The following is a 21,580-nucleotide window of genomic DNA, read 5'->3' as shown; positions in this document are numbered from 1 at the left end:
AAAAAGAGCGTTCTTCAGCATAGCGCTCATCACTCTAATGAATACAGGAATGAAGGCAGATATCGAGCAAGTGCTTCTTTCAGTAGCAGGCATCGTGATTCTCTCGTCACTCCTACAAAAAAAAGACATATCTCGCTCTACGCTTAGGTATGCTGCATCTTCTGATCGGAAGTACCATTTTGTTCTTCCTACCGGATCGAACGCTTTCCACGATCGTCTTTCATGTAAGTCTCATGTTATTGATGTACGGTATATTCCTCTATCTGTTGCCGCTGCAGCAACGCCACCGAAAACAGCTCGAGGTCTATCAACATTTAGCAGAGTATGATGCGTTGACGGGGCTTGCTAATCGGCGGGCATGGGAATTACGTGCCAAGACACTCGCCGGTCAATCTTCGACCTATCACTTGATCATCCTTGATTTGGATCAGTTCAAACAAGTGAACGACCAATATGGTCACTCTAATGGTGATGCCGTGTTGGAACAGTTCGCAAAAATTTTAGAGCGCAATACACGTCCAGAAGATTTAGTCGCCCGGATGGGTGGCGAAGAATTCATCGTGCTCCTGACCGATTTGACGGCAGAACAAGCGACTACCATCGCTGAACGGATCCGTCAGGAAGTCGAACGGCATACGTTCCGTCTATTAGACGGCTCTTCGATTCACGTCACGACATCGATCGGACTCTCTTCCGGAAAGCGCGACATTCCTGTCCAGCACTCGATGGAACTCTCAGATCAAGCGCTTTATCAAGCGAAACGATCCGGACGAAACATCGTTCGGATTGCAAGTCATCTGTTATAAAAGTAAACGACCCGAATGTATGATCCAAGCGGATTACACATTCGGGTCGTTCTAATACTTCGATGTCATCTGTTAATAAAAAACAGTCACCTCAGAAAAATCCATGATGACTGTTTAGGATAGATTAAAATTGAGAGATAGAAATCATACGTGCAATATCGTTTTGGTCGTAGTAAATAATGATGTCACTTTTACCAACAACATATTGATGATATGTTTTAATACCGTACCGTGCAAATACTTTTTTTCCTTTCTCCACTGTATAATCAGCTGTTCCATTACCTAGCCACAGATTTTTATATTTTCTTCCGAAGGCTTGTAAGATTTCTTGCTTCTGTAATTTTCGCTCAGACAAGGCGGGAACAAGGAAAACGATGCCTAAACGATTAGATTTAGGATACTGCATCGTTGCTGCGTTGCGATAGAGTAAGTCCTTTATCAACGGACCATGAAATACACCATCTGAATTGGCAAGACTGATCGTTCCTTTACTACCTTTGATTTGATTAAATGGCGTCGAAAATGGATACGCCCCTTCGAACGTTCCGCTTTTTTCAATATTCGCCCAGTGTCTCTTTAACCAGTCGACGTCGGATAAGCTTGCTAGCGGTGCTTGTGTCACTTTCCCTTTTAACGTAACGGATAGCCCTTCATACGTTGCCTTTAACGTATAACTCCCCGGTTTGACGCCATACAGTATTCCTTTCTTGATTTGGACCGTTTTTGATGTCATTGACCACTTAACTCCTGTACGAATCGATTTCGCTTTTCCATCAAATTGTTGAACTGTTAGCTGAAGTGTTTGCTTCTTTCCGGCTTGAATTGCCGCATGTACTTTCGGGATCAGGATCGATGTCGTGCGTTCCATGACTTTACTGCCGTCGTAAAGATTCGTTCCCTCTTCTGAACCAATCATGATCGTATTAGCTTGATCTGTCATCGCAATCGGTCCCTTAGTAAAGTCATCTCCCTTATCGAGAGATGTAAAAATACGGCGTCCTGAACGATCAAATAAACGGAATTGCTCATCCTCATCAAGTGTTGCAACATATGAACCGGAAGGATCGATCGCAACAGACTGGACTCCTCGATCTGTTTCTGTTACGAATCCACGTGGAGCGACCGTTTGAAAGTCATTTTTTCCATCGTAGACATGAACAGCTGTCGCATCTTCTGCGACGACAAGCACATCGTCACGCGTGACATCTATGTCATTTAAAACCGTGTCATCTACGGAAGGGATTTCACGAATAAACTTTCCGTCGTGTGTATAAACGTAAACAGCTTCTTCTCCTTTAACATATACGTATTGCTTCGAAGTCAATAGTTCTCCGAATTGTTGTGTCCCTCGAACAAACGTGACGACTTTCTTATCTAAATCATATCCAATTAACTTACCTTCATCTGATTCATCCGCCAAAAAAATGACGGTATGTGAATTTGGAACGAAGACTGCATACGAAAAGTTTTCTACTTTTTCTTGATTGATAGAAATCGTCTGTACTTTCGATTGCATGGGTTGTAACGTAGCATCATAGACAACAAATCCAGCTTCTACTAAAGCAATATGACGCGTCCCGTCATCGGATACGGTGAAGTCTTTCATGTTTTCTTCCAAAGTGTGTATTTTAGCACCTGTTTTTACGTCGAACGCTTTACTTCCGAATTCATTTGCATCCATCGCCCAAACATGGGATTGATCTGCTGATATGACCAGCTTCTCTGCTGAAGCGATAGAAGCCGTATTTGGAAACGAAACGAGTGCGGAAACGTTACTTCCACCAAGGCATAGTGCACTCACGATCCCAATCACTAAACTTTTTTTCATGTTCCATCTCTCCCTTTGGTTATCTATCCATTTTTTAAGCTGTTCCCTGCTCGAAATAGGACTTGATACGCGCAATATCTTTTGACTCGATCGTCAGCGGTTGCTTTTCGATATAAGCGCGCAACTGGTTGACGTCATTCGTAACAATCGTCTTTTGACTTGTCACGTCGAGAGCGGTCTCATGATCGAATAACACGACACCTTGAACCCAAAGGTTTTTTGCGATCGGACGTAAATTATTTGCTAAACGGTAGACATGCGTCCCTACTTGTTTCGTCGGATTGTAGAACTCCTTACCGTATACGCCGCCTTGACGTCCCGTTTTTTCGAGATACCAGTTTTTTTCTGCTTCGTCACCGTAAACGCGTCCACGCATCGACTTCATTTCGACGACATAGATGCCTGTCGGTCCAACGACGACTGAATCCAGTTCGCTTTGCTTACCTTGCCAATCAATGAACACGTTCGTGTAGATATCGTAGTTCTCAGGCAGCTTTGCTAACTGACTTGTCAATCGCTTCTCACCGTTTAAACCGTGGAGCTGGATTCGGTACTCTTCTGCTGAAATTCCCGCTCGTGATGAACTTCGTTTCGAGAAGTAGACAACAAGAATAATACCCACGACGATACCGACTAACGGTTGCAGGAATAATAGTAAAAACGCAACTACAAGACTGAGTATGATCTGCAGCGTTCCTTTTTGTTTTTCTTGCTTGTATGTTGAAATCGATTGCTGTAGATGTTGCGAACCATTATGAACCTTCGCCATGGATGAATACTCCCTTTCCTTCAGTCATTGGACGGGCTTCAGAACGTGGTCCTTGAATTCCCGAAACGCCTAATCGATAAAATTCCTGATAGAGTGCCTGCTTCTTTGCAAAAGAAACGTGATGACTCATCATGACTTGTTCATTGATACGTCGTGCATAGTTCCAGGTCGTCGGTGAATTTAAGAAATTCCGCCATTTTCGGAACGTCCGAATCATTTGATCGACTTTGCGGTCGTCCAGTACTTCGTAAACACATATCTTCATCAACTTACTTAAATAAAAATAACGGTGGATACTACGAATAATATAAGATACAAAAAGAGAAGGAATCGCGATCATAACTAACCCTATAACAATGGTTGCTATTACTTCTGTTTGTTCTGCCATTCAAACACCCCTTTCATCTATTCATATTCTACAATCTGTCTTACATTTAATTCCTTTTATTTTTCTCTAATGAAGTAAAGTGTTTTTTTATTTTTGTAATATACCTATAACAATTTTTGAAGCCATTAAAAAACGTGTACACCCCCTCGGGCGTACACGTCTGATTCACTGGAATCGTTTCAGGAACGCTTTTAATTCTTCATGCATTTCAGGATCCTTCATCGCATATTCAATCGTCGTCTTGACGAAACCGAGTTTCTCACCGACATCATGACGGTTCCCCTCGAAATCAAACGCATAGACCGCTTGGTCCGCATTCAACCGTTCGATCGCATCGGTCAATTGAATCTCGCCCCCAGCGCCTTCTGATTGATTCTCCAAGTAATCAAAGATATCTGACGTCAAGACGTACCGACCCATGATCGCAAGATTCGAAGGCGCTGTCCCGGACTCCGGTTTCTCGACGAATCGGCGGACCGGGTAAAGTCGTCCCTCTTTATCGAGTGGATCGATGATTCCGTAGCGATGTGTTTCTTTCGGTTCGACTTCTTGGACACCGATGACGGACTGACCGGTCTCTTCGTAGGCGTCCATCAACTGCCGGATCGCCGGCGTCTCCGATTCGACGATATCATCACCGAGCAAGACGGCGAATGGTTCGTCGCCGATGAATTGACGAGCCGTCCAAATCGCATGACCGAGTCCTTTTTGTTCTTTTTGGCGGACATAAAAGATATTCGCGAGATTCGTCGAGGCACATACTTTCTCGAGTAAATCTAGTTTTCCCGACGCTTGAAGTGCAGCTTCTAGTTCATATTGATGATCAAAATGATCCTCGATCGCACGCTTGTGTTTCCCGGTCACGATGATGATATCTTCGATTCCTGCGGCAGCGGCTTCTTCCACGATATATTGAATCGTCGGTTTATCGAGGATTGGTAACATCTCTTTCGGCATGGCTTTTGTTGCCGGTAAAAAACGTGTGCCGAGCCCCGCAGCTGGAATAATGGCTTTTTTGATTGGTTTTTTCATGACATTCGCTCCTTCGATCATTCAGTATGCAGCCAGTTCATCAGGTTGCGGTAATTTTCGATGCCTTGTGTTTCATATAACCCAGGTTTCGTCCGCACATGTGGGAGTGGTCGTTCGACGATCTCGACCATCTTTTCTGCGAATCCCGTGACGTCTCCTTCAGGGACGAGGTAACCATTTTGACCATCTTCGATGATTTCACGCGGTCCGTACCGAACGTCGTAAGCAATGACAGGACAGCCGACATTAATGCTTTCCATGACGGTTAGTCCGAATCCTTCAAAGCGACTCGTCAATAACGACGCACGGGACGCAGCGAATACTTGGTCCGGTGTCGATGTGAAGTCGTGAATGAGAACATCTTCCTCGATATTCAGTAAATACATCATCTGCTTCATCAACGCTAGTTGTCCATCCTCATCCGCTCCATACAGCGCAAGCTTCGTCGGATGTCCCGATCGTTTGAAGATTGCGTAACTGCGGAGCAAGTGCTCGAGTTGCTTTTGTTTTCCAAAGCGTCCGATAAAACAGAATTGATCCTCTACATGCGTCCGGTCGATCTCGACCGGTTTGATCGAGTGCGGAATGACTGCGAACTGATCATCCGGTATCGGAAAACGCGCTTGAATCTCGTCTTTTTGATGTGTCGTCAAGACGAGATATTTTGCCACACGATCCGATCCTTTGAGAGCGGTTTGGTAAGATTTTTTGATTCGTTGCTGATCTAATTCCAAATGAGAATTATGGAACACGAGAATATTTTTTGTCCGTACCTGACAGTTGAGCAATGACCAGTCGAGAAGTCGCGCATCGTTGAAGACGATATCTCCATCCGTCAACCGATGATTGAAGTAGTAGAGAAATAAATCCTTTTCAGTCTGAAAGGTATGGACAGGACGTCCAAGTTGGTAGGTTTGAATCGAAATCAATTTATTCCGTTTTTGTTCCTCATAATGTTTTTCGCAGTAGATATGACCTTCTTGGTCATAAAATTGTTCATGAATTTTTTTATGCGTTTTTGGTGAGTATCGAATCTTGCGATGCAATCGACCGTTATCGTTATATTGCCAGCGCTCGACTTTTTTCTTCGATGCAGGACTCATGAAGTCTTCAAATGACAGCTGATCACCCGCTTCATGGTACTTCCGGTATAAGACATATGTGTCCCCGTCATAGTACCGGACTGTGTCTGTGTCTACCTGCACAGCTCGTAATCCTTCGATTCCCCGGGAAGTCACAAGCGGTGTCGTAGCTTCATATAATCGATTTCCGGAGAGCCATTCGTAGATATTCTCGATTTGCGTCGTCTCGCTTAAAATGTTCTTTTCTCTAAAGATTTGTACGATACGATCGTATGCTGCATCATAGTTGGTTGTAAGGATCGTTGTCGCATAGCCAAGGTGTTTTTCGATCATTGCGATTCGACTGAGGAGCGACTTCGTGCGTCCCCCATGTTGTGCCGGTAATGTCGAAGTCATCGTATACAGCATGATTCACACTTCCTTTTTCCCGTTCTCCGAACCTATTCTCTGTTAAGACAGACAGTCGCCTGTTTTCTTTTTCATATTTCAGCATCTTTTATTATTTCCGATCTGCCTCCCTCAGAAACTTCAACGAGCATATTGTTTACTCTTCCCTCTTTTTTAACGGTTTAACAGCAGGTCCTTCCATCACTGCCCCGTCGTGTGCAAAGCGCGAACCATGGCACGGACAGTCCCATGAGCGTTCGGCTGCATTCCACTTCGTATCACATCCCATATGGGTACACGTCGTTGAAACGAGATGAAGACTTCCGGCAGGATCACGATATCCCCCGACTGTCTTTCCATGATGCCGCACAAGTCCTCCTTCGTCAGGCTGAAGATCTTTTGCGTCACGATGTGCTTTTGATACTTTCCCTTTTACGAGTTCGATCGCGACATCCGCGTTATTCTTGATGAATTGGGTCGCGTCGACTGCTTTAAGTTTTGATCGCGTCGGATCAAACAGATGTCGAAACCGATTCGGTGTCCCAGTTAAAAGATCACTGAGTAACAGTCCTGCCGCAATACCATTCGTCATGCCCCATTTTGCAAATCCGGTTGCGACAAAGACGTTCGGGTCATCTGCTGTCATTTGACCGACATACGGGATGTGATCCAGTGTAATTAAGTCCTGCGCCGACCAAAATCGGTCGAACGTTTCCACTTGAAAGGCGTTCGTCGCAAAATCAGCTAAGTGCTGATAACGTGCCATCGTTTCCGTTTCGTGACCCGATAAATGATTTTCACCACTAAACAGTCCTAATCGACGACCGTCCGAAGTACGTGTGTGTCGTAAAGAACGACTTGGTTGATCGGCACTCATGAACATACCGTCAGGAAACGAATCGTCGACGAATCCTGAAACGATGTACGATCGATGAACTTCAAGCTTCGAAAAATATAATCCTTTGAAATCATGAAACGGAAAATGGGTTGCGATCACGACCTTCTTAGCTTCAATACGATGTCCATTCTCAAGGACGATCGTCGGTGTTCGATTACTTTCAACCGTCGTCGCCCGTGACTTTTCATACAGCGTCCCACCTTGTCGGACGAAATGTTCTGCTAAGCCCTGTAAGTACTTGACGGGATGAAACTGTGCTTGATCGCGCAGAACGACCGCCCGCTTCACGGTGTACGGCAACTTTTTCTGTACTTCATCTGTCGCATCGCCACCGTTTATATCAAGACGAGCATACGCTTTGATTTCACGATCCATCGCATTCTCTTTTGAAGAAGAGACATACAGATACGCGTCTTGGGTCTCAAGCTCACACGCTAGATCAAGACGTTCGACTTGATGACGAAGAAACGTAATGGCTTCTTCATTTGCTTGATAATAAAGTCGTGCTTTGTCCTCTCCTACACTTTTGATCAATTGATCATAGATGAGACCATGTTGAGACGACACCTTTGCCGTCGTATATCCAGTCGTACCAGCTGCCACCTCTTCTGCTTCAATAACACCCACGTCATACCCTCGTTCTGCGAGTTGCAAAGCGGTGACTAAACCGGCAATGCCAGCTCCAACGATGACGACATCATGTTTTGTGTCTGTCTCAAGGGGTGGATACGATACACCAGCAGATGATGCTTTCCAATACGATGACGGGAAACCGGATAATTCAGACATACAAAAACTCCTCTCTTCAAACAGGCACAACAATCAACTTCGATAGTATTAGTGCTTCCCTGTCTGCGACAAAACATGCACAAAAGATATTTTTTATATAAGAACGTCATCCGAAGTTTTTAGACCTTAAATATGAGCAACAAAAAACAGCCCCTTTTTAATCAAGAGGCTGTCCATATTCATGAACTTAGTTTGTCCGCTTGGCGTTCCAGCAGTCCGAGGCGACGAATCTTTTTCTCCTCGACGACGGCGACGATCGCGAGGGCGATCAAACCGAACAGTAACGCCGCATTGAAGATGATAAATGTATCACTCCAGCCGTGTAATGTAACCGAACCAATCGTTAGACCGTTCGTCTCCGGATCAGCGATTTTCGCTAGACCGACTTTTGCGATTGAATCACCGAACAAGTAACCGAACGTACCGACCATCCCGTTCGTGACCGTCGTCGCTTGTTTTGGTGCGAAGCTGATGACCGAGACACCGATCAAGAGCTGTGGTCCGTAGATGAGCGCACCGAGTGCGAACAATGACGCGTAAATCATGAGTTCACTCGTACCGTAACGATAACCGAGGACCGCGACAGCCGTCAGTAAGAGACAGATCGCTGCGACGAGCGCCCGGCGTCCTTTGAGTAAGTCGGATACGTAACCCCAAATCATACTGCCGCATAACGCACCAATTTCAAAGAAGAAGATCGTATTGACTGCACTCTCTGTGCTGAAGTGCAAGTGTTCCGTGACGTAGAGTGGTGCCCAGTTATCAATCCCGATCCGGACGATATAAACGAAGACGTTCGCGATACAGAGCGTCCAGATCCAGGGGTTCGAGATGACGTACGTTTTGAAGATTTGCCACTTCGTCATACTTTCAGCAGCGATATTTTCCGGTTCGATCGGTTCCTCGAAGATTTCTTCACTCCGATTCCACCCGAGCTCTTCCGGATCATCCTTCCCGATGAACAGACCGACAATCCCAATGACGAGCGCGATCGCAGCTGGGAAGATGAACATCCCGACGACACTGCCGTTAAAGAAGACGTTCGCTCCCCAAAGGGCGAGACCCCCGGCAATCGCTCCACCGATGTTGTGCGAAACGTTCCAGAAGCCGAGGTAGCGTCCACGTTTTTCAAACGGTGTCCAGCGAGCAATCGTCGAGTACGACGACGGTCCCCCAACCGATTGGAAGAACCCACTGAGTCCCCATAAAACCATCAAGAGACCGACCGGACTTCCTCCGGCACTCATCAACAGTCCCATCGCGGTGACAATTAAAGAAGATAAGATCAATAAGAACGAGATGACACGTTTCGTATTTTTCCCGTCAACGAAATAACCAAGTAACGTTTTCCCGATTCCGTATGTAATCGAGAAGGCAAAGCCGATATATCCGAGTTCCGTCGTCGTAAAGCCGAGTTCCTCTTTCAAGAGCGGTTGCGCTGCCTTGAAGTTGTTCCGGATGAGATACATCGCCATGTATGAGAAGAAGACGACTAAAAATGCCTTTAAGAATTGTTGTAACCATTGTTTCCGTTGTACTTCGATTGGTATGCCGGCATTCGGCAATTTTTTGATGCTGAAGAAGCCCATCTTCCATTTCCCCTATCTGAATCAGAGTCTTCGCATCATTTGTCCTGGAGCTGATTGAATCGACGGAGATAATCCCGGTAATCGGCGACGATATCCTGTCCGACGTTTTGCTGGATCGGTTGTGTCTTCGCGATCGCATAGGTCGGCGTACCAAACGAGACTTTCCGCAAGATGGCCTGACCGTCTGCTGAAAGCACGAAACGCATGAAGGCGTTCGCCTGCTTTTGTTGCGTCCGTCCTTTCAGCTTTGAAATCGCGTTGATCGAGTACGTATCGAGTGGAATGCTTTTGACCGGATAATACTTTTCGCGCAGCGATTGTTGATCCCCGATGAAATTGACCCCAAGCATCGCTTCCCCACTTGCGACATACGACGTCGGTGCAAAGCCGTTCGCCGTGAATAGTCGTGTTCGCTCGATTAGCTGGCGTAAGACCTCTTCCGCCTTCGTTCCGTATCCGTCAAAGACCGCTTGCAGGATCGTCGCACCGGTACCAGAATGGTTCGGATCCGGCAAAATCAACTCGTCCTGATACCGCTTTGCCGTCAAGTCAGCGAGCGTCTTCGGATACGGTGCCGCCCCGAACCGCTCGTTCCAGACGTCTGTATTAATGACGATCGCTAAGCGTTCGACTTCATAGCCGATCCAGTAGCGATCCGGATCCTGCAGTTCTGCTTGATCCATGTCGCTTGGGAACGGTGTCGACAAGCCGCGTTGTTTGAGCGTCTGGTGGGCATCCCACGTTCCGCCGATGATGACGTCGGCACGCGGGTGATCCGCTTCCTTCGTCACACGCCGGACGAGTTCTTCTGTCGAGAGACGCACGAACTCATACGTACAACCCGCCTGCTCACAATATGACGACAGCAAGGCGCGACCGATATCCTCTTTCGCGGAGACATACGCCGTCAAATGCGGAACGGTTTCCCGTGCAGCCGTTCCCTGCTTCGTCTGTTCATTGTTGCGGACGATCCAAATGCTCATGAGACAAATGATACTCAGCAAGAAGAGCATTCCTTTTCTCATCGATTTGCCTCCTTCCCGGTCGGCAGGAGTTGTCCGTTTAAATAGAAGGTGTTCCCATTGTCATCATCCATGTACTGGACGCTAAACAACGTCTCGTATACGGTGATGTTCAGCAGATTGGCACGCGTATTCTGCTCATTCTTGAACCGCTGGAGCTTGAGAATGCGCGGCTGCCGCTGACTCGCATCAAGTGCCTGACCGACTTCTTCGTAGTCCGTCATCGGCTCTGCTTGCGCCAGGCGACGCTTGACGTCTTCACGCTCGCGTGCGGTTAGAGTACGCGACCGTCCCGCTGCATACCATGTCACGACTTCCGCCTCAGCAAATTGACGCGCGAGCTGTTCCGGTTCGTGATAGGCGTTTAAGAACCGTGCTTTTAATGTCGTCGTTTGGGTGCTGGGACGTTTTGCAACACATTGTCCATTCAGTGTCATGCTTTCCCCGAGCGAGAACGTCCACGTCGTTCCGTTTAAGAAACGAAGCGTCCCGTCAAATGTCGCAGTATCTGCTGGACAGGTCCCGTTTGTCACCGTCTTCATTTGCTTCAATAGCGTCGTGATACGCTGGACTTCCGTTCCGTCTTCTACCGTCTGCTCCCCCCATGCCCGGTGACGTAATGTCAACTCCGTCGGCAGCGAGTCATCGGAAGCATTCAGTCGTTTTGGTCCATCGAGGACATGTAAGCGTCCGAAAACCGTCTGCTGAAGCAAAAGAAGACCGAGGGCAAACAAGACCCCCATCAGGAAGAGATAGGCGATGGTCGATGCTTTCATGATTCCTCTCCTTGCTTGATTCTTAGATTACGGGGCAATTGTTTCGTAAATCCGGTCGAATTGTTTCGTAAATGTATCATTTGTAAGCGATTACATAACGTTTGATCGGCTAATCGGAACGTAAGTGTGATACGTGTACCGCTCGCATCACTTTCCAGTACAAAATCACCGCCTTGTTCCTGCATCAAACGCCGACAAAGCGGTAGACCGAGTCCATTCCCGCTCGCCGTCGTCAGACTATGTTGCTCATCCTTCCATTCGGTCAGGACGGCTGGATCCATACCAATTCCGTCATCTGTCATGAGAAGTTGTAAGCTCGTGTCCGTACTGACTACTGCGAACTTCACCGTCATCGCGTCACTGTATTTGACGGCATTCTCGAGAAGATTTAACAAGACTTGTTTCGTCTGATCCGGTTGTCCGAGCACGTAAATAGGCGGAACATCCTGTTCGACTTGAATCCCTTGTCCGTCAAGTCGCAGTTGCATGATGAATAAGGCGTCTGCGAGCAAGGCATCGAGTGCGAACATCGTCGACGTCGCGTGGCGTTCGTTGCGCTGTTGTTTCGCCTGTTCGAGATTATGCGAGACGAGTCGTAATAAGCGCTGGCTCTCGATCTCGATGTAGTGGTAACAGTGCGCTGCTTCGTCTGGCGGCAGCTTCGGAATTAACTCGACGTAGCCCATGATCGCCGTCATCGGTGTTCGAAGTTCATGGGTGATGTGATCAATGAACGTTTGTTGGTCATTTCGTTGTTGCTCCAGTTGCCCGATGTTGTGCTGAATCGCGTCAGCAAGCGTCGAGAAGTCCGCTGCCAGTCGGTTCAATTCCTCATATGGATATGCCGGTAGCGCATGCGCATAGTGCCCTTTCGTCAAGGCGTGCGAAACGCTCCGTAAATCATCGATCGGTCCGATCAATGTCTTCGCCATCCGCCGCGCTGTCCAAACGGCAATCACGATCAACATCAGAAACACACCGGTAAAGACATAGGTAAATTGTCGAAGCAGTTCCGCTTCCGTCCGGAGATCGACGAGAAAGCGGACCGAGCCGATGACGTCTGTCTCACCATACAGCGGGCTTGAGAAGAACAGTACGGGAACATCGGTCTCTTTGAGGAACAGATAACTCGATTTTTCTTTTAAGGCTTGATCAATGTCCCCTGCGAGAAGTGGCAATTGATCGCGCTCCGAATCGGCAAGTAGTTCCGCGTTCGGTCCGAACAACTGGACGCGCGCGTCGAACCGGTCTGCTAAGTAGGAAGCAATCGGGACAGCCGTATCGGCGAGCGAGTCCGTCTCTTCGCTCGCGAGATAGTTCGTCGTATAGAGTTCTGCTTCCCGACTCAGTTTTTGGACAGACTCGACGGCGTTCTCATACAGGTTCGATTGAATAAAGGCATAGAGAATTAAAAAGAGGACAAGTAATGCCGGAACGAGGAGCAAAACGAAGTTTTCCGTGATGACTTGACGTAGCTTCATGCGTCGACCCACTTGTAGCCGACACCGTAAATCGTCTTGATCCGCTCCCCTTGCGCTCCGAGTTTCTTCCGTAAGCGCTGGACCATGATATCGACGGCGCGGGTCTGACCGGAGAAGTCAAAGCCCCAGACCTGTTCGAGCAGTTCGTCACGCTCGAAGACCCGTTTCGGATGAGTCAGGAAGAGTGCGAGTAACGCATACTCTCGGTACGTCAGCGGCAACGGTTGACCATCGAGACGAATGACGCGTTCTTCCGGATCAACCGATAAGAAGGGATCCGTCACGACAGGCATGGGTGGCGCGACCATCTTTACGCGTTTCAACAGATTTTTCACACGTAAAACGAGCTCTGTTCCATTAAACGGTTTGGTCATATAATCATCCGCTCCGAGCTGCAGCCCGATGATTTTATCGTTCATTTGATCACGTGCTGTCAGCATCAAGATTGGTAAATCAGGTGTCGTCTTCCGCAGCTTGGGAATCAAATCAAAGCCGGTCGTATCCGGGAGCATCAAATCGAGAATGATTAAATCAAAGGTTTGTATCTCTTGCAATGCGAGTGCCGTTGCCCCGTCCGCTGCCGTCTCGACCGTTTGACCATCGAGCTCAAGTTGCAGTTTGACGAGATGCCGGATGCTCGCTTCATCATCGATGACAAGAATATGCATAGGAATTCCTTCTTTCTGAACAGGTTTTTCTGTTCCCTAGCGTATCATGGAATCGCTTGCAATCCCACCGGATGGACAAACGACTCAAAAAAAAGAATAACGCGTCTTTTCAAACCCTTTCTTCAGGCGAGATACAAGCCCGTTTTCCTGCTTCATTCAAGCAGGAAAACGGGTGTTGTTTGTCTCTGGTAGCGCAAACATGCGCTTTTCCTGTAGGAGTTGTGTGAACGCGTCATTCTTCTTGTTACGAGATGAGGGTGGCACATAATCTGATATGCTCCCCGAAAAGTATACAGTTGAAATAACAAAAATTAGCTACTTTAATTAATAATCGACTAAGAAAGTTTGTGGATTGGAAAACTGCATACGAGGTCTTTTCTGAAGAGTGAAAGGAGGGAGCGAAGCGATTCCACTCGACGTTCCGCAGTGCGGTAGCAATCTTTAATTCATTTTTTTTAGATATGCTTCTTCGAGAATATCTTTCAAGTTTTCACCTCTTTTAGAAATAAAGGAAGTCCAAAATTTTTCTCCAATTTCAGCTAGTTGATTTGGAGAGTATGTTTCTTTATCGAACTTACCCCAACAACCATCTTCGGTTAATTTATCCCAAAACATATAGTCAGCAAACTTTCTGTTTTCTGGAGGCACATCAGAACCCATAGATTCCAGCTTAACTAATTCCGGACATAGCCACATTGCAGCACAAACAGATAATAACCCTGCGTGCATCTCATTATGGCCTTCTAAATTTACTTCTTCTAACGCTTCTTCCCACGCTAAATAACGATATGTAGTAATTACAAGTAGTTCTGGATATTTGTAGTTCATGTGTTTAACGAATGAAGATTCCCAATATGCACCTCCGTGTCCATTACAAAGGACGAACTTTTTGAATCCTTGTCTGTTTAAATTAATTATTATTTCTTCTAGCATTGTTGTTAAAACTGTTGGACTTACTGTAATAGTACCTTTGCAATTGGCATGTTCTTCTGAAGTATTAAATGGAATAGTTGGTAACACATAAGCGTTTAATACTTCTCCGTAGTGTTCGGCATATTTTTCTGCGATCAATGTATCTAAATGCATTGGCAAGTATGGTCCAAATTGTTCTGTCGCTCCAACTGATAAAATAGCAATATCTGTTCCACTGTCACTCACTTCTGTTGTTGAATTTTTAAAACTTAACATACGTACCCCCGTTGATGATTTTTATAAAAGTCTTATTTAGAAAGACTGAATAATTCGACTATACCACCAAAAAACCATTTATTGTTAATGCGATGCCATACAAATAGTATGGTGTTCTTACATATCTAAATAAAAGATCATCATTCTTTCGTGACATGACAATTTCTCACAATGTTACCGTTGCTGCAGAGCTAAGCACGAAAAAAACGGTCGATCCCGACCGTTTTCACAAACTTTATCTGATTGATTTGTAGTCATTTGCCATTTTGTATTTCCATGCTCCTGATGCATCATGTTCTTTGTAGATGACCGCTCCTAGGGCATTAGGGAGTTCTACGTCTTTGAGCTGAGCATAAGAGCAAGTGTCGATGCTACTACGATTTTTTTCACGAGAAGTTCTTCTCCGATTTAATAGGTCGTCGTATCGTTTTGGCTAAATGATTTCAGTGGTTGTGAATCAATGATATACCAACGTTCATTCTTCACATCATATTTCAGATAATACTTGAATGGGATGTCTTCTCCTGGGTCGCTCTCCTCAAGAGAATCATCCTCTTCTCGATAATAATCACCCTCGTAATAGCAGAGCGCTTCGACCGTAGCCGATAAATCCGTTGCTTTTTCGCTGACCGTGATCGATGCCGGTGAATATTCGACCGAATCGAGGTATCCATCCCAATAAACACCACGTTTATTCATGCTGGCATAATAACTTTGTTGTTTGTTCAAGTAAGCAGCCGACGTGAATAACGTGAACGCAGACGTGTCTTTATCGATATATGCCTGCTCCCATTCCTTCGCATGCTGGTGAACCGTATCGATGATATCTCCTTTGACGGACTCCCGGACTTCCATCCCTCTACCGTCCGCTGAATCCGAGAGAGATTTCCGCTGATTGACGAGCCAGTCTTTCCCGGACTTGACGAGATTCAATTCCCAGACGATCGTACTCGATTCCGGACGTTCATGTAGATAGGGTTGGTACGACCGAGAGGAATAGTCGACTGTCGCTTTGACCGTTGCTTGGTCCCCTTTAATCGTGATGTCGTTTTGAGGAATGTCCTTGACGCTGAGCTCTCCGTCAAAGATGTATCCGCCTGTGACTAAGTCATTCAAGCTTCCTTGGAATGTCTGATTGTAAGTATCGGTGCTGACGGAAAGTCCTTTGACACTTCGGTCTGTCAATGCATCTTCGAGTTCTCGGAAGAAAAGTGCCGAAATATCTTGGATATCTTTATAGTCTTGTTCCGATACTGCCTTCGAGTCTGGTTTTTGCTGTGTTTCCGGATCTTGCGACGATTTCGAATCCGTCTTCTCCTCACTCTTCTTCTCTTCCTCACCAATGACGAATGAAGCATTCTGTTTTTTACGCTCGACCGCTTGAGGTGTCTCTTCCTGATTCAAGAAGAAATATGTCCCTCCACCGGCAGCGAGCAGAAGAACGAGCGCTCCGATTCCAACCGTTCGCTTATTCCGCTTATTCTTTTGTTTTTTCTCATACTTGATGACGACGTATGCTCGTTCGATTTCCGTCCGTTCCTCAGATTCGTCTGGATGCGCTTCTAACTTTTCAGCGTACGCTTGCTCCAATTCTTTCATCGATGAGGTACGCGATATCCCTAATCGTTCATATGGATCCATAATTCCCTCTCCTTTTTAAAAATATTGTTATTTTTTATCTTTATTTTACATTATAATGACAAAGGTAAGAAAGGAGTGCTTTTTTGTGTCACATTGTTCGAATTGTCAAACCCCGATGAATGACCAGATGATCTATTGTCCGGTCTGTGGTCAAAAGAATCATCGGACGCGGTCCCGTTCATCTAAAAAATCATGGTTCATCGGATTGTTACTTCTCATGCTTTGTATCGGTGGAGGTACGTTCGGTTACTTGAAATATCAAGCTGCACAACCGTTGTTTAAAACAAGTGAACTGACGCGGTCCGCTGCGGATGTCGATCAGGTCTTGCCGGAAGGTTTCTCATCGACTCAACGAAACCAGCTTACAGATGACGAACTTGAGGATTTCCTCACGTTTGATACGGCATCACCTGATTCGCTATACCACTTTTTGAGTACGTATGCCGAGCGTCTTCCTTCGATCGGAAACGAAACGGGCGGTGACTGGGAATACTACGACGCGTCACTCGATGAATACATACCGTATGCCGACTTGTTCTATGCAGACGATGATTTGACGGAGGACGAACGCGAGTCCTTCGGCAATCGACTCGCCTTTTCAGAAGAAAGTCCAACGAGCCACGTCGCCTTACAGAATATGACGTTCGACGTCATAAAAGCCATTGATGAAACACACTTCCATGTCGAGACGACCGAAACATACGATCGACGAGACTTCGATATGGAAAACCAGCCATCTCATCGCGCTAACGTCGAATATGAAATCACGTTCGATGACGAACAGTATTACATCACATCGATTAAACGAACGTTCAAGAAGGAGGCTACCTCATGATGTCACGTGTACTTCCTCTTCTCTTTACAGCTCTCGTACTAAGTGGCTGTAACAAGGATTCAGCGGATCTTTACTTAAAGCAAAGTGCTCAAAGCACGCTTTCCGGAGACCTTTACGAAGAACAACAATGGCGTGAGAAAGCTCGTGCAGAAGGAGCGACGGATAAACGTCTGATTGCGCTGACACAACAACAAAAAGCGTTTCACGACCTAGAAGCCGCTTTATTCATGAATCAGACGACCGATGCTGTACGTTACGCGGAACGGGTCATGAACCAGACGTTTGGTGACCGAGCACTCGCGAACGAAGCCGCACGCCGCCACCGGACTCTTAATAAAGTAGAGAAGGCGTTTCGTGACGTGGCAGGAACCTATACTTACTCGACGAGCGATCAAGGCGAGTACGAGCAAGATTATACCGATGCGACGATCGATGTCGTGACACGTCCGAATCGTGAGGCGACATTGACGGTTCATGATGCCCGTGATTTTGAAGGACAACCCCTCGATGACTATTCGTACAGCGGACGTTTTAATTCCGATAACAGCTTGATGCTCTACTTTTATGAGTCAGCTTTAGAGATCACGTTTAATGAAGACGGCAGCCTGACATTCCATAGTATGGGCATTGAGCAGGACTCGACGATCGACTTTGAACAGACGACCAAACAATCCTTATGATAAAACGCTTGTCTTCGAAAACGGAGACAAGCGTTTTTTGAATCATCCTTTTGTATCTTTGAAGCGGCTCAATCCATACCCTGCCAATCCGCCGAGGAACGGGAAGAGGAAGAGCATGAACGCATTCCACCATGTCAACGTAGAGACGACGATACCGGCTAATAAATCGTTGTCCCATTGAATTTCAAGTCGTGCTTGTGTGAAGTAAGCTAAAAGAAGTCCACCGACCAAGAACACACCAGCATAAATTGCAACACCAGGTAACGTCCGGATCCAGCGGAAAGCGATTCCGACGTGAATGACGAACATCAGAATCAAAGCAATCAAGCCGTACGGGGCGACACTTGAATTGATAAGTTGTTCTTCTTCGAACGACGTGGAGGCATCTGCCATTTGTGCGAAGCGTGTCAACAGTCCCGCATCCACGGTCTCATCGAAACGTGTCACTTTCGGATCGAGTGTCGGCTCTTCTCCATTTTCAATCTGATTGTAGATGATTCCTTGAATGCGACCGAGATTCGATGCTTCTCCGGCTTCTTCGACCGGCCGTTGAAGATCACTTAAGCGGTCTTCGCCATATAAGGCAGCACCTAGATGGAAGTCTTCCGTCAAGACAGTCATCTTGAAGTCGACTTGTCCTGCTTGTGACATCGCGTAAAACGGAGATGCGCCACTCAACAGAACAAGGCTTGCGGATTCACCGAATTCGACTTCGTCCAGTTCATCCATCTGATTAATGTAATACAGTTGCCCGAACGATGTCAGAAGGACACCGAGCAAGTAGATGCTCATCAACGTCGTCGCGGCAATCCGTCCGACCTGCCAAGAACCGTCGAGATTCGTTTGACCAATGAATTGGAATAAGAGGACACCAGCAAACGATAGAATGAAAATACGAATCATCCCAGCGAACAGATGCAGATCGAAGATTCCGAAGTCCGTCGCAAACAATCCGACGACCAGCGTGATCACTGATAACGTCAGGGCGAATACGACAGCACGTTCAATGCGTTCATTCCACGATGTCGCCTTGATTCCTATGACACCACCGCGTTCGAGTAACCAGGCACTTCCGATAAGAAGAAATAGCCCCGGTAAGGACAACAAGAAGTGCCCTGAGAAAATATGAAAATCAAGCTGATTGACAGATTTTTGAATTTCAGAGAAATATTCCGTATCGTTACCTGTCACTTCCGTCAGAAAGCGCGACTTCAAGTCTTCACTTGATGTCAGTTGTAGACCAGCAAGCGCAACGAATGCGAGGAAGAAGAACATACCGAACGTACTAAAGTCGTCTCCCATGTTTTGTTGCACCGTCTTGACTCCTTCGAGTGCCGGATTATCGCTGAGAAGACCCAGCATGATGAATAATAAGACGATGATGGCAGCAAAAAAGATGACCCCAGTGATACTACCAATCGCAAGACTCGGATTCCCGAGTGATAGATCGAATCGCGATAAGAATGCTCGTCCCCGCTCTTTCCACGGAAGATTCACATTCCAATCTTGCGACTTTAGCTTTTGTCGAATATCGTGCATGCCCGGTAGACGATCCACGAGCGATTCTTCCGATGTCGCGGCGACAAGACGCGAATGTCCACAATTCGGACAGTAGGACGAACGACCATCCATTTGTGTACCGCAACCGACACAGAAATGCGCAGCTTGTTCAAAACGGATAGGACGACCCTGCTTGTCTAAGGGTGTTCCGTCTACTTCGCAGTACTGGGCGTGCGGAGCATGCGCTTGTCCACAGGTCGAACAATATTTCATAGACGTTGCCCCATTTCCGATCCACAACATGTGCAATAGTGTTGCTCACTTCGTTGTGGCGTGTGGCACGTCATGCATTCAACTTTCGCTTGTTCGTTCTCGCGCGGGACGGACGTACCGCATTTCCCGCAGAACTTCGCGCCTGGCTCAAGCGTCGTACGGCATGACTTGCATTGTTTTTGAGCCGCTTCGACTTCCATCTCGTCGATCCGTGACAAGGCGCCAAATACGAGTACTTCTTGCGCAAGAATCTCCTCGATTTCTTGACGACGTCCTTCACTTCGGAGCTTCATGTAATGCCGCTCACCGATTTCATACAACAAGCGCCCTTTCTCACGTCGTGCTTGCTCGGCCTGTTCCTGTAATTCTTTTGCTGTCATTCCTTGAAAACGTGATTTGACTGATTGCCAATCCATCATCTGTATAGCCTCCCTTATGTTCATTTGATGTTCGTTGCTTGCTGAATTCGGAACTCTTCTTCATAACTATCTTCACCACTCGTATACGTGAAGAGATAACGGAAGAGGGATTTTGCGGTCGATTTTCCTGGTGATTCACTATCCGGTGTGTACATTTCACCCCGGATGTATGTCGTCGCCATGACTTCGATGCCGACCGTATCGCCATATTCGACGAACTTCGCTGAAGAACGATCAATCGATGCGTTCATGAATTCACCGTCCCACTCCAAGTCCTTCCGGCTCCAATCGTCATAGTTCTTTTGTTGTTTTGCGAGATATGACGCATCATCAACGAGCGAGAAGTAACTCGTATCCTGATAGATCGCTGCATCGACCCAGTCAGATGCATGCGCTTCGACGACTCCCTGAAGTTCGTTTAAAACGGCTTCAGACGGTTTGAATGTGAAGGTCGCTTTTTTCGTATCGGGTTTGACGAGAATCTCATCTGACGTTTCTTCTCCCCACGGGAAGTCATTCTCGACTGAGAGCTTGATTCCGTTTTTCGGGATCGGTCCGTAGTTCTTCAAGTCCGACACTTGTTTAGAAGTCGACTTCCCGTCAACGATCAAATAGGCATCCGGATAGGTCTGATCCAGTTCGATTGCATCCCCTTTTAACGTGATTTCGAATTTGCGATCCGACGCATCCAGCGTCAACGGGTTGATCGTGACCTCACTCGTTTCTTTTCCATATTCACCGTCATACGCAATCTTCGCATCGGTCAATCCCGGATAGACACCGTCCATCATGATGCCTTCTTCCGACGCCTTGCTGCTTTCCGTTCCGACCGGATTCACGAGTGTGACCTTTGTTCCTTTAAAATTACTGACGACTTCCGTTTTGACAGTATCCAGACGGAGGCGATAATCCTTGAAAATACCGAGCTGACGACCGTTTGCTACGATTTGACCAGGAACGTCACTTTCGTTTTCTGCTTGAATCGACGCACCAGCCATCAATAAATAATCCATGAATGATTTCTTTTGTTCCGGCGTCTCTTTCAAGGCATCTAAAAAGCGTTGCGCCATTTTTTGGTCGATCGGCTTTCCATTAAATTCTGTATGCTCAGCGAGTAACGCAGCGTCACCTGAGCGAATCGCGTCACGTACTTCATTCGTCGTCGCTTCAACCGTGAACCATTGCGTAGCGAGTCCATAATAGGCGCCGCCTGCTACGACAACTAACACGACAGACAGAAGAATCGCTTTCGCAGACTTGCTCATCTTTTTAGAGCGCACGGGTCTCGCATCCCGTTCTGTTTTCACAGGTTCTGGGTGTTCTACATGTTTTTCTAGGGCATCACCGCAACTTGGACAAAATTTCAGTCCACGTCTTGCGGCATCCGAACAGTTCACACATGCCATTCGATGTCCTCCTCACTCGTCATCTATTTATAGTAAAAAATAACCATAGAAAATACTAACATGCATTCAACTTTTTTACTATATTTCATCAGAATATTTTAGAATGACGAATTGTAATATTAA

The 21,580-nt window shown here is 46.6% G+C and carries 19 protein-coding genes; 3 read left to right on the top strand and 16 right to left on the bottom strand.

What is annotated here, in order from left to right; genetic code table 11:
- Positions 1–179 precede the first annotated feature (179 nt).
- On the top strand, positions 180–806 hold the full coding sequence (locus B4C70_RS06825; RefSeq protein WP_290777854.1) for a GGDEF domain-containing protein: 627 nt from the start codon (positions 180–182) through the stop codon (positions 804–806).
- A 124-nt stretch (positions 807–930) separates the two neighbouring features.
- Here B4C70_RS06825 and B4C70_RS06820 read toward each other — a convergent pair whose 3' ends face one another.
- From B4C70_RS06820 to B4C70_RS06760, 13 genes are all read right to left on the bottom strand, one after another.
- Entirely contained in the window at positions 931–2,634 is a 1,704-nt protein-coding gene (locus B4C70_RS06820; RefSeq protein ID WP_290777851.1) for a hypothetical protein, read from the bottom strand.
- 34 nt (positions 2,635–2,668) lie between these two features.
- Positions 2,669–3,403, bottom strand: a complete 735-nt coding sequence (locus B4C70_RS06815; protein ID WP_290777848.1) for a nuclease-related domain-containing protein — start codon at positions 3,401–3,403, stop codon at positions 2,669–2,671.
- Complete coding sequence (locus tag B4C70_RS06810) at positions 3,387–3,791, bottom strand: hypothetical protein (RefSeq protein ID WP_290777845.1); 405 nt, start codon at positions 3,789–3,791, stop codon at positions 3,387–3,389. The genes B4C70_RS06815 and B4C70_RS06810 overlap by 17 nt, the downstream gene beginning before the upstream one ends.
- 165 nt (positions 3,792–3,956) lie before the next feature.
- Positions 3,957–4,823, bottom strand: a complete 867-nt coding sequence (galU, locus tag B4C70_RS06805; protein ID WP_290777842.1) for a UTP--glucose-1-phosphate uridylyltransferase GalU — start codon at positions 4,821–4,823, stop codon at positions 3,957–3,959.
- A gap of 17 nt (positions 4,824–4,840) precedes the next feature.
- Entirely contained in the window at positions 4,841–6,313 is a 1,473-nt protein-coding gene (locus B4C70_RS06800) for a glycosyltransferase (RefSeq protein ID WP_290777839.1), read from the bottom strand.
- 136 nt (positions 6,314–6,449) lie between these two features.
- Positions 6,450–7,979: an FAD-dependent oxidoreductase gene (locus B4C70_RS06795; RefSeq protein ID WP_290777836.1), complete on the bottom strand. Its 1,530-nt coding sequence runs from the start codon at positions 7,977–7,979 to the stop codon at positions 6,450–6,452.
- 179 nt (positions 7,980–8,158) lie between these two features.
- Positions 8,159–9,568: a hexose-6-phosphate:phosphate antiporter gene (gene uhpT, locus B4C70_RS06790; protein ID WP_223040859.1), complete on the bottom strand. Its 1,410-nt coding sequence runs from the start codon at positions 9,566–9,568 to the stop codon at positions 8,159–8,161.
- A 35-nt stretch (positions 9,569–9,603) separates the two neighbouring features.
- Positions 9,604–10,593, bottom strand: a complete 990-nt coding sequence (locus tag B4C70_RS06785) for an ABC transporter substrate-binding protein (RefSeq protein WP_290777833.1) — start codon at positions 10,591–10,593, stop codon at positions 9,604–9,606.
- Positions 10,590–11,366: a DUF3919 family protein gene (locus B4C70_RS06780; RefSeq protein ID WP_290777830.1), complete on the bottom strand. Its 777-nt coding sequence runs from the start codon at positions 11,364–11,366 to the stop codon at positions 10,590–10,592. Before B4C70_RS06780 ends, B4C70_RS06785 begins: the two co-directional genes overlap by 4 nt.
- Positions 11,363–12,847 (bottom strand): HAMP domain-containing sensor histidine kinase, encoded by a 1,485-nt coding sequence (locus tag B4C70_RS06775; RefSeq protein ID WP_290777827.1) that lies wholly within the window; start codon positions 12,845–12,847, stop codon positions 11,363–11,365. The genes B4C70_RS06780 and B4C70_RS06775 overlap by 4 nt, the downstream gene beginning before the upstream one ends.
- Positions 12,844–13,515 (bottom strand): response regulator transcription factor, encoded by a 672-nt coding sequence (locus B4C70_RS06770; protein WP_290777824.1) that lies wholly within the window; start codon positions 13,513–13,515, stop codon positions 12,844–12,846. The genes B4C70_RS06775 and B4C70_RS06770 overlap by 4 nt, the downstream gene beginning before the upstream one ends.
- 441 nt (positions 13,516–13,956) lie before the next feature.
- A complete protein-coding gene (locus B4C70_RS06765; RefSeq protein WP_058264572.1) occupies positions 13,957–14,703 on the bottom strand; it encodes a creatininase family protein in 747 nt (248 codons plus the stop codon).
- A gap of 408 nt (positions 14,704–15,111) precedes the next feature.
- On the bottom strand, positions 15,112–16,344 hold the full coding sequence (locus tag B4C70_RS06760; protein WP_290777819.1) for a hypothetical protein: 1,233 nt from the start codon (positions 16,342–16,344) through the stop codon (positions 15,112–15,114).
- Between the two features lie 85 nt (positions 16,345–16,429).
- On the opposite strand from B4C70_RS06760, the gene B4C70_RS06755 reads away from it, so the two are divergent.
- Together B4C70_RS06755 and B4C70_RS06750 are read left to right on the top strand one after the other, a co-directional pair.
- Entirely contained in the window at positions 16,430–17,179 is a 750-nt protein-coding gene (locus B4C70_RS06755) for a hypothetical protein (RefSeq protein WP_290777816.1), read from the top strand.
- Entirely contained in the window at positions 17,176–17,859 is a 684-nt protein-coding gene (locus tag B4C70_RS06750; protein ID WP_174316611.1) for a hypothetical protein, read from the top strand. Before B4C70_RS06755 ends, B4C70_RS06750 begins: the two co-directional genes overlap by 4 nt.
- 42 nt (positions 17,860–17,901) lie before the next feature.
- Here B4C70_RS06750 and B4C70_RS06745 read toward each other — a convergent pair whose 3' ends face one another.
- Genes B4C70_RS06745 through B4C70_RS06735 form a run of 3 tightly spaced genes read right to left on the bottom strand, consistent with a single transcriptional unit; the run spans position 17,902 to position 21,457 of the window.
- On the bottom strand, positions 17,902–19,632 hold the full coding sequence (locus B4C70_RS06745) for a zinc ribbon domain-containing protein (protein ID WP_290777812.1): 1,731 nt from the start codon (positions 19,630–19,632) through the stop codon (positions 17,902–17,904).
- Positions 19,629–20,051, bottom strand: coding sequence for a zinc ribbon domain-containing protein (locus B4C70_RS06740; RefSeq protein WP_035395989.1), 423 nt, complete (start codon positions 20,049–20,051; stop codon positions 19,629–19,631). The genes B4C70_RS06745 and B4C70_RS06740 overlap by 4 nt, the downstream gene beginning before the upstream one ends.
- 20 nt (positions 20,052–20,071) lie before the next feature.
- Entirely contained in the window at positions 20,072–21,457 is a 1,386-nt protein-coding gene (locus B4C70_RS06735) for a TcaA 3rd/4th domain-containing protein (protein WP_290777806.1), read from the bottom strand.
- Positions 21,458–21,580: the final 123 nt, after the last annotated feature.

Source organism: Exiguobacterium sp. UBA5002 (genome assembly GCF_002396765.1).
In the GTDB taxonomy this organism is placed as follows: Bacteria; Bacillota; Bacilli; order Exiguobacteriales; family Exiguobacteriaceae; genus Exiguobacterium_A.
The sequence above is the reverse complement of the archived record's forward strand: the minus strand, read 5'-3'. Positions and strand labels throughout refer to the sequence as shown.

Excerpts from the sequence above, each read along its gene's own strand:
- B4C70_RS06780 (WP_290777830.1), bottom strand. The coding sequence starts at position 11,366 with ATGAAAGCATCGACCATCGCCTATCTCTTCCTGATGGGGGTCTTGTTT.
- B4C70_RS06760 (WP_290777819.1), bottom strand. The coding sequence starts at position 16,344 with ATGGATCCATATGAACGATTAGGGATATCGCGTACCTCATCGATGAAA.
- B4C70_RS06815 (WP_290777848.1), bottom strand. The coding sequence starts at position 3,403 with ATGGCGAAGGTTCATAATGGTTCGCAACATCTACAGCAATCGATTTCA.
- B4C70_RS06810 (WP_290777845.1), bottom strand. The coding sequence starts at position 3,791 with ATGGCAGAACAAACAGAAGTAATAGCAACCATTGTTATAGGGTTAGTT.
- B4C70_RS06785 (WP_290777833.1), bottom strand. The coding sequence starts at position 10,593 with ATGAGAAAAGGAATGCTCTTCTTGCTGAGTATCATTTGTCTCATGAGC.
- B4C70_RS06820 (WP_290777851.1), bottom strand. The coding sequence starts at position 2,634 with ATGAAAAAAAGTTTAGTGATTGGGATCGTGAGTGCACTATGCCTTGGT.
- B4C70_RS06765 (WP_058264572.1), bottom strand. The coding sequence starts at position 14,703 with ATGTTAAGTTTTAAAAATTCAACAACAGAAGTGAGTGACAGTGGAACA.
- B4C70_RS06775 (WP_290777827.1), bottom strand. The coding sequence starts at position 12,847 with ATGAAGCTACGTCAAGTCATCACGGAAAACTTCGTTTTGCTCCTCGTT.
- B4C70_RS06735 (WP_290777806.1), bottom strand. The coding sequence starts at position 21,457 with ATGGCATGTGTGAACTGTTCGGATGCCGCAAGACGTGGACTGAAATTT.
- galU (WP_290777842.1), bottom strand. The coding sequence starts at position 4,823 with ATGAAAAAACCAATCAAAAAAGCCATTATTCCAGCTGCGGGGCTCGGC.
- B4C70_RS06745 (WP_290777812.1), bottom strand. The coding sequence starts at position 19,632 with ATGAAATATTGTTCGACCTGTGGACAAGCGCATGCTCCGCACGCCCAG.
- B4C70_RS06800 (WP_290777839.1), bottom strand. The coding sequence starts at position 6,313 with ATGCTGTATACGATGACTTCGACATTACCGGCACAACATGGGGGACGC.
- B4C70_RS06770 (WP_290777824.1), bottom strand. The coding sequence starts at position 13,515 with ATGCATATTCTTGTCATCGATGATGAAGCGAGCATCCGGCATCTCGTC.
- uhpT (WP_223040859.1), bottom strand. The coding sequence starts at position 9,568 with ATGGGCTTCTTCAGCATCAAAAAATTGCCGAATGCCGGCATACCAATC.
- B4C70_RS06750 (WP_174316611.1), top strand. The coding sequence starts at position 17,176 with ATGATGTCACGTGTACTTCCTCTTCTCTTTACAGCTCTCGTACTAAGT.
- B4C70_RS06795 (WP_290777836.1), bottom strand. The coding sequence starts at position 7,979 with ATGTCTGAATTATCCGGTTTCCCGTCATCGTATTGGAAAGCATCATCT.
- B4C70_RS06740 (WP_035395989.1), bottom strand. The coding sequence starts at position 20,051 with ATGATGGATTGGCAATCAGTCAAATCACGTTTTCAAGGAATGACAGCA.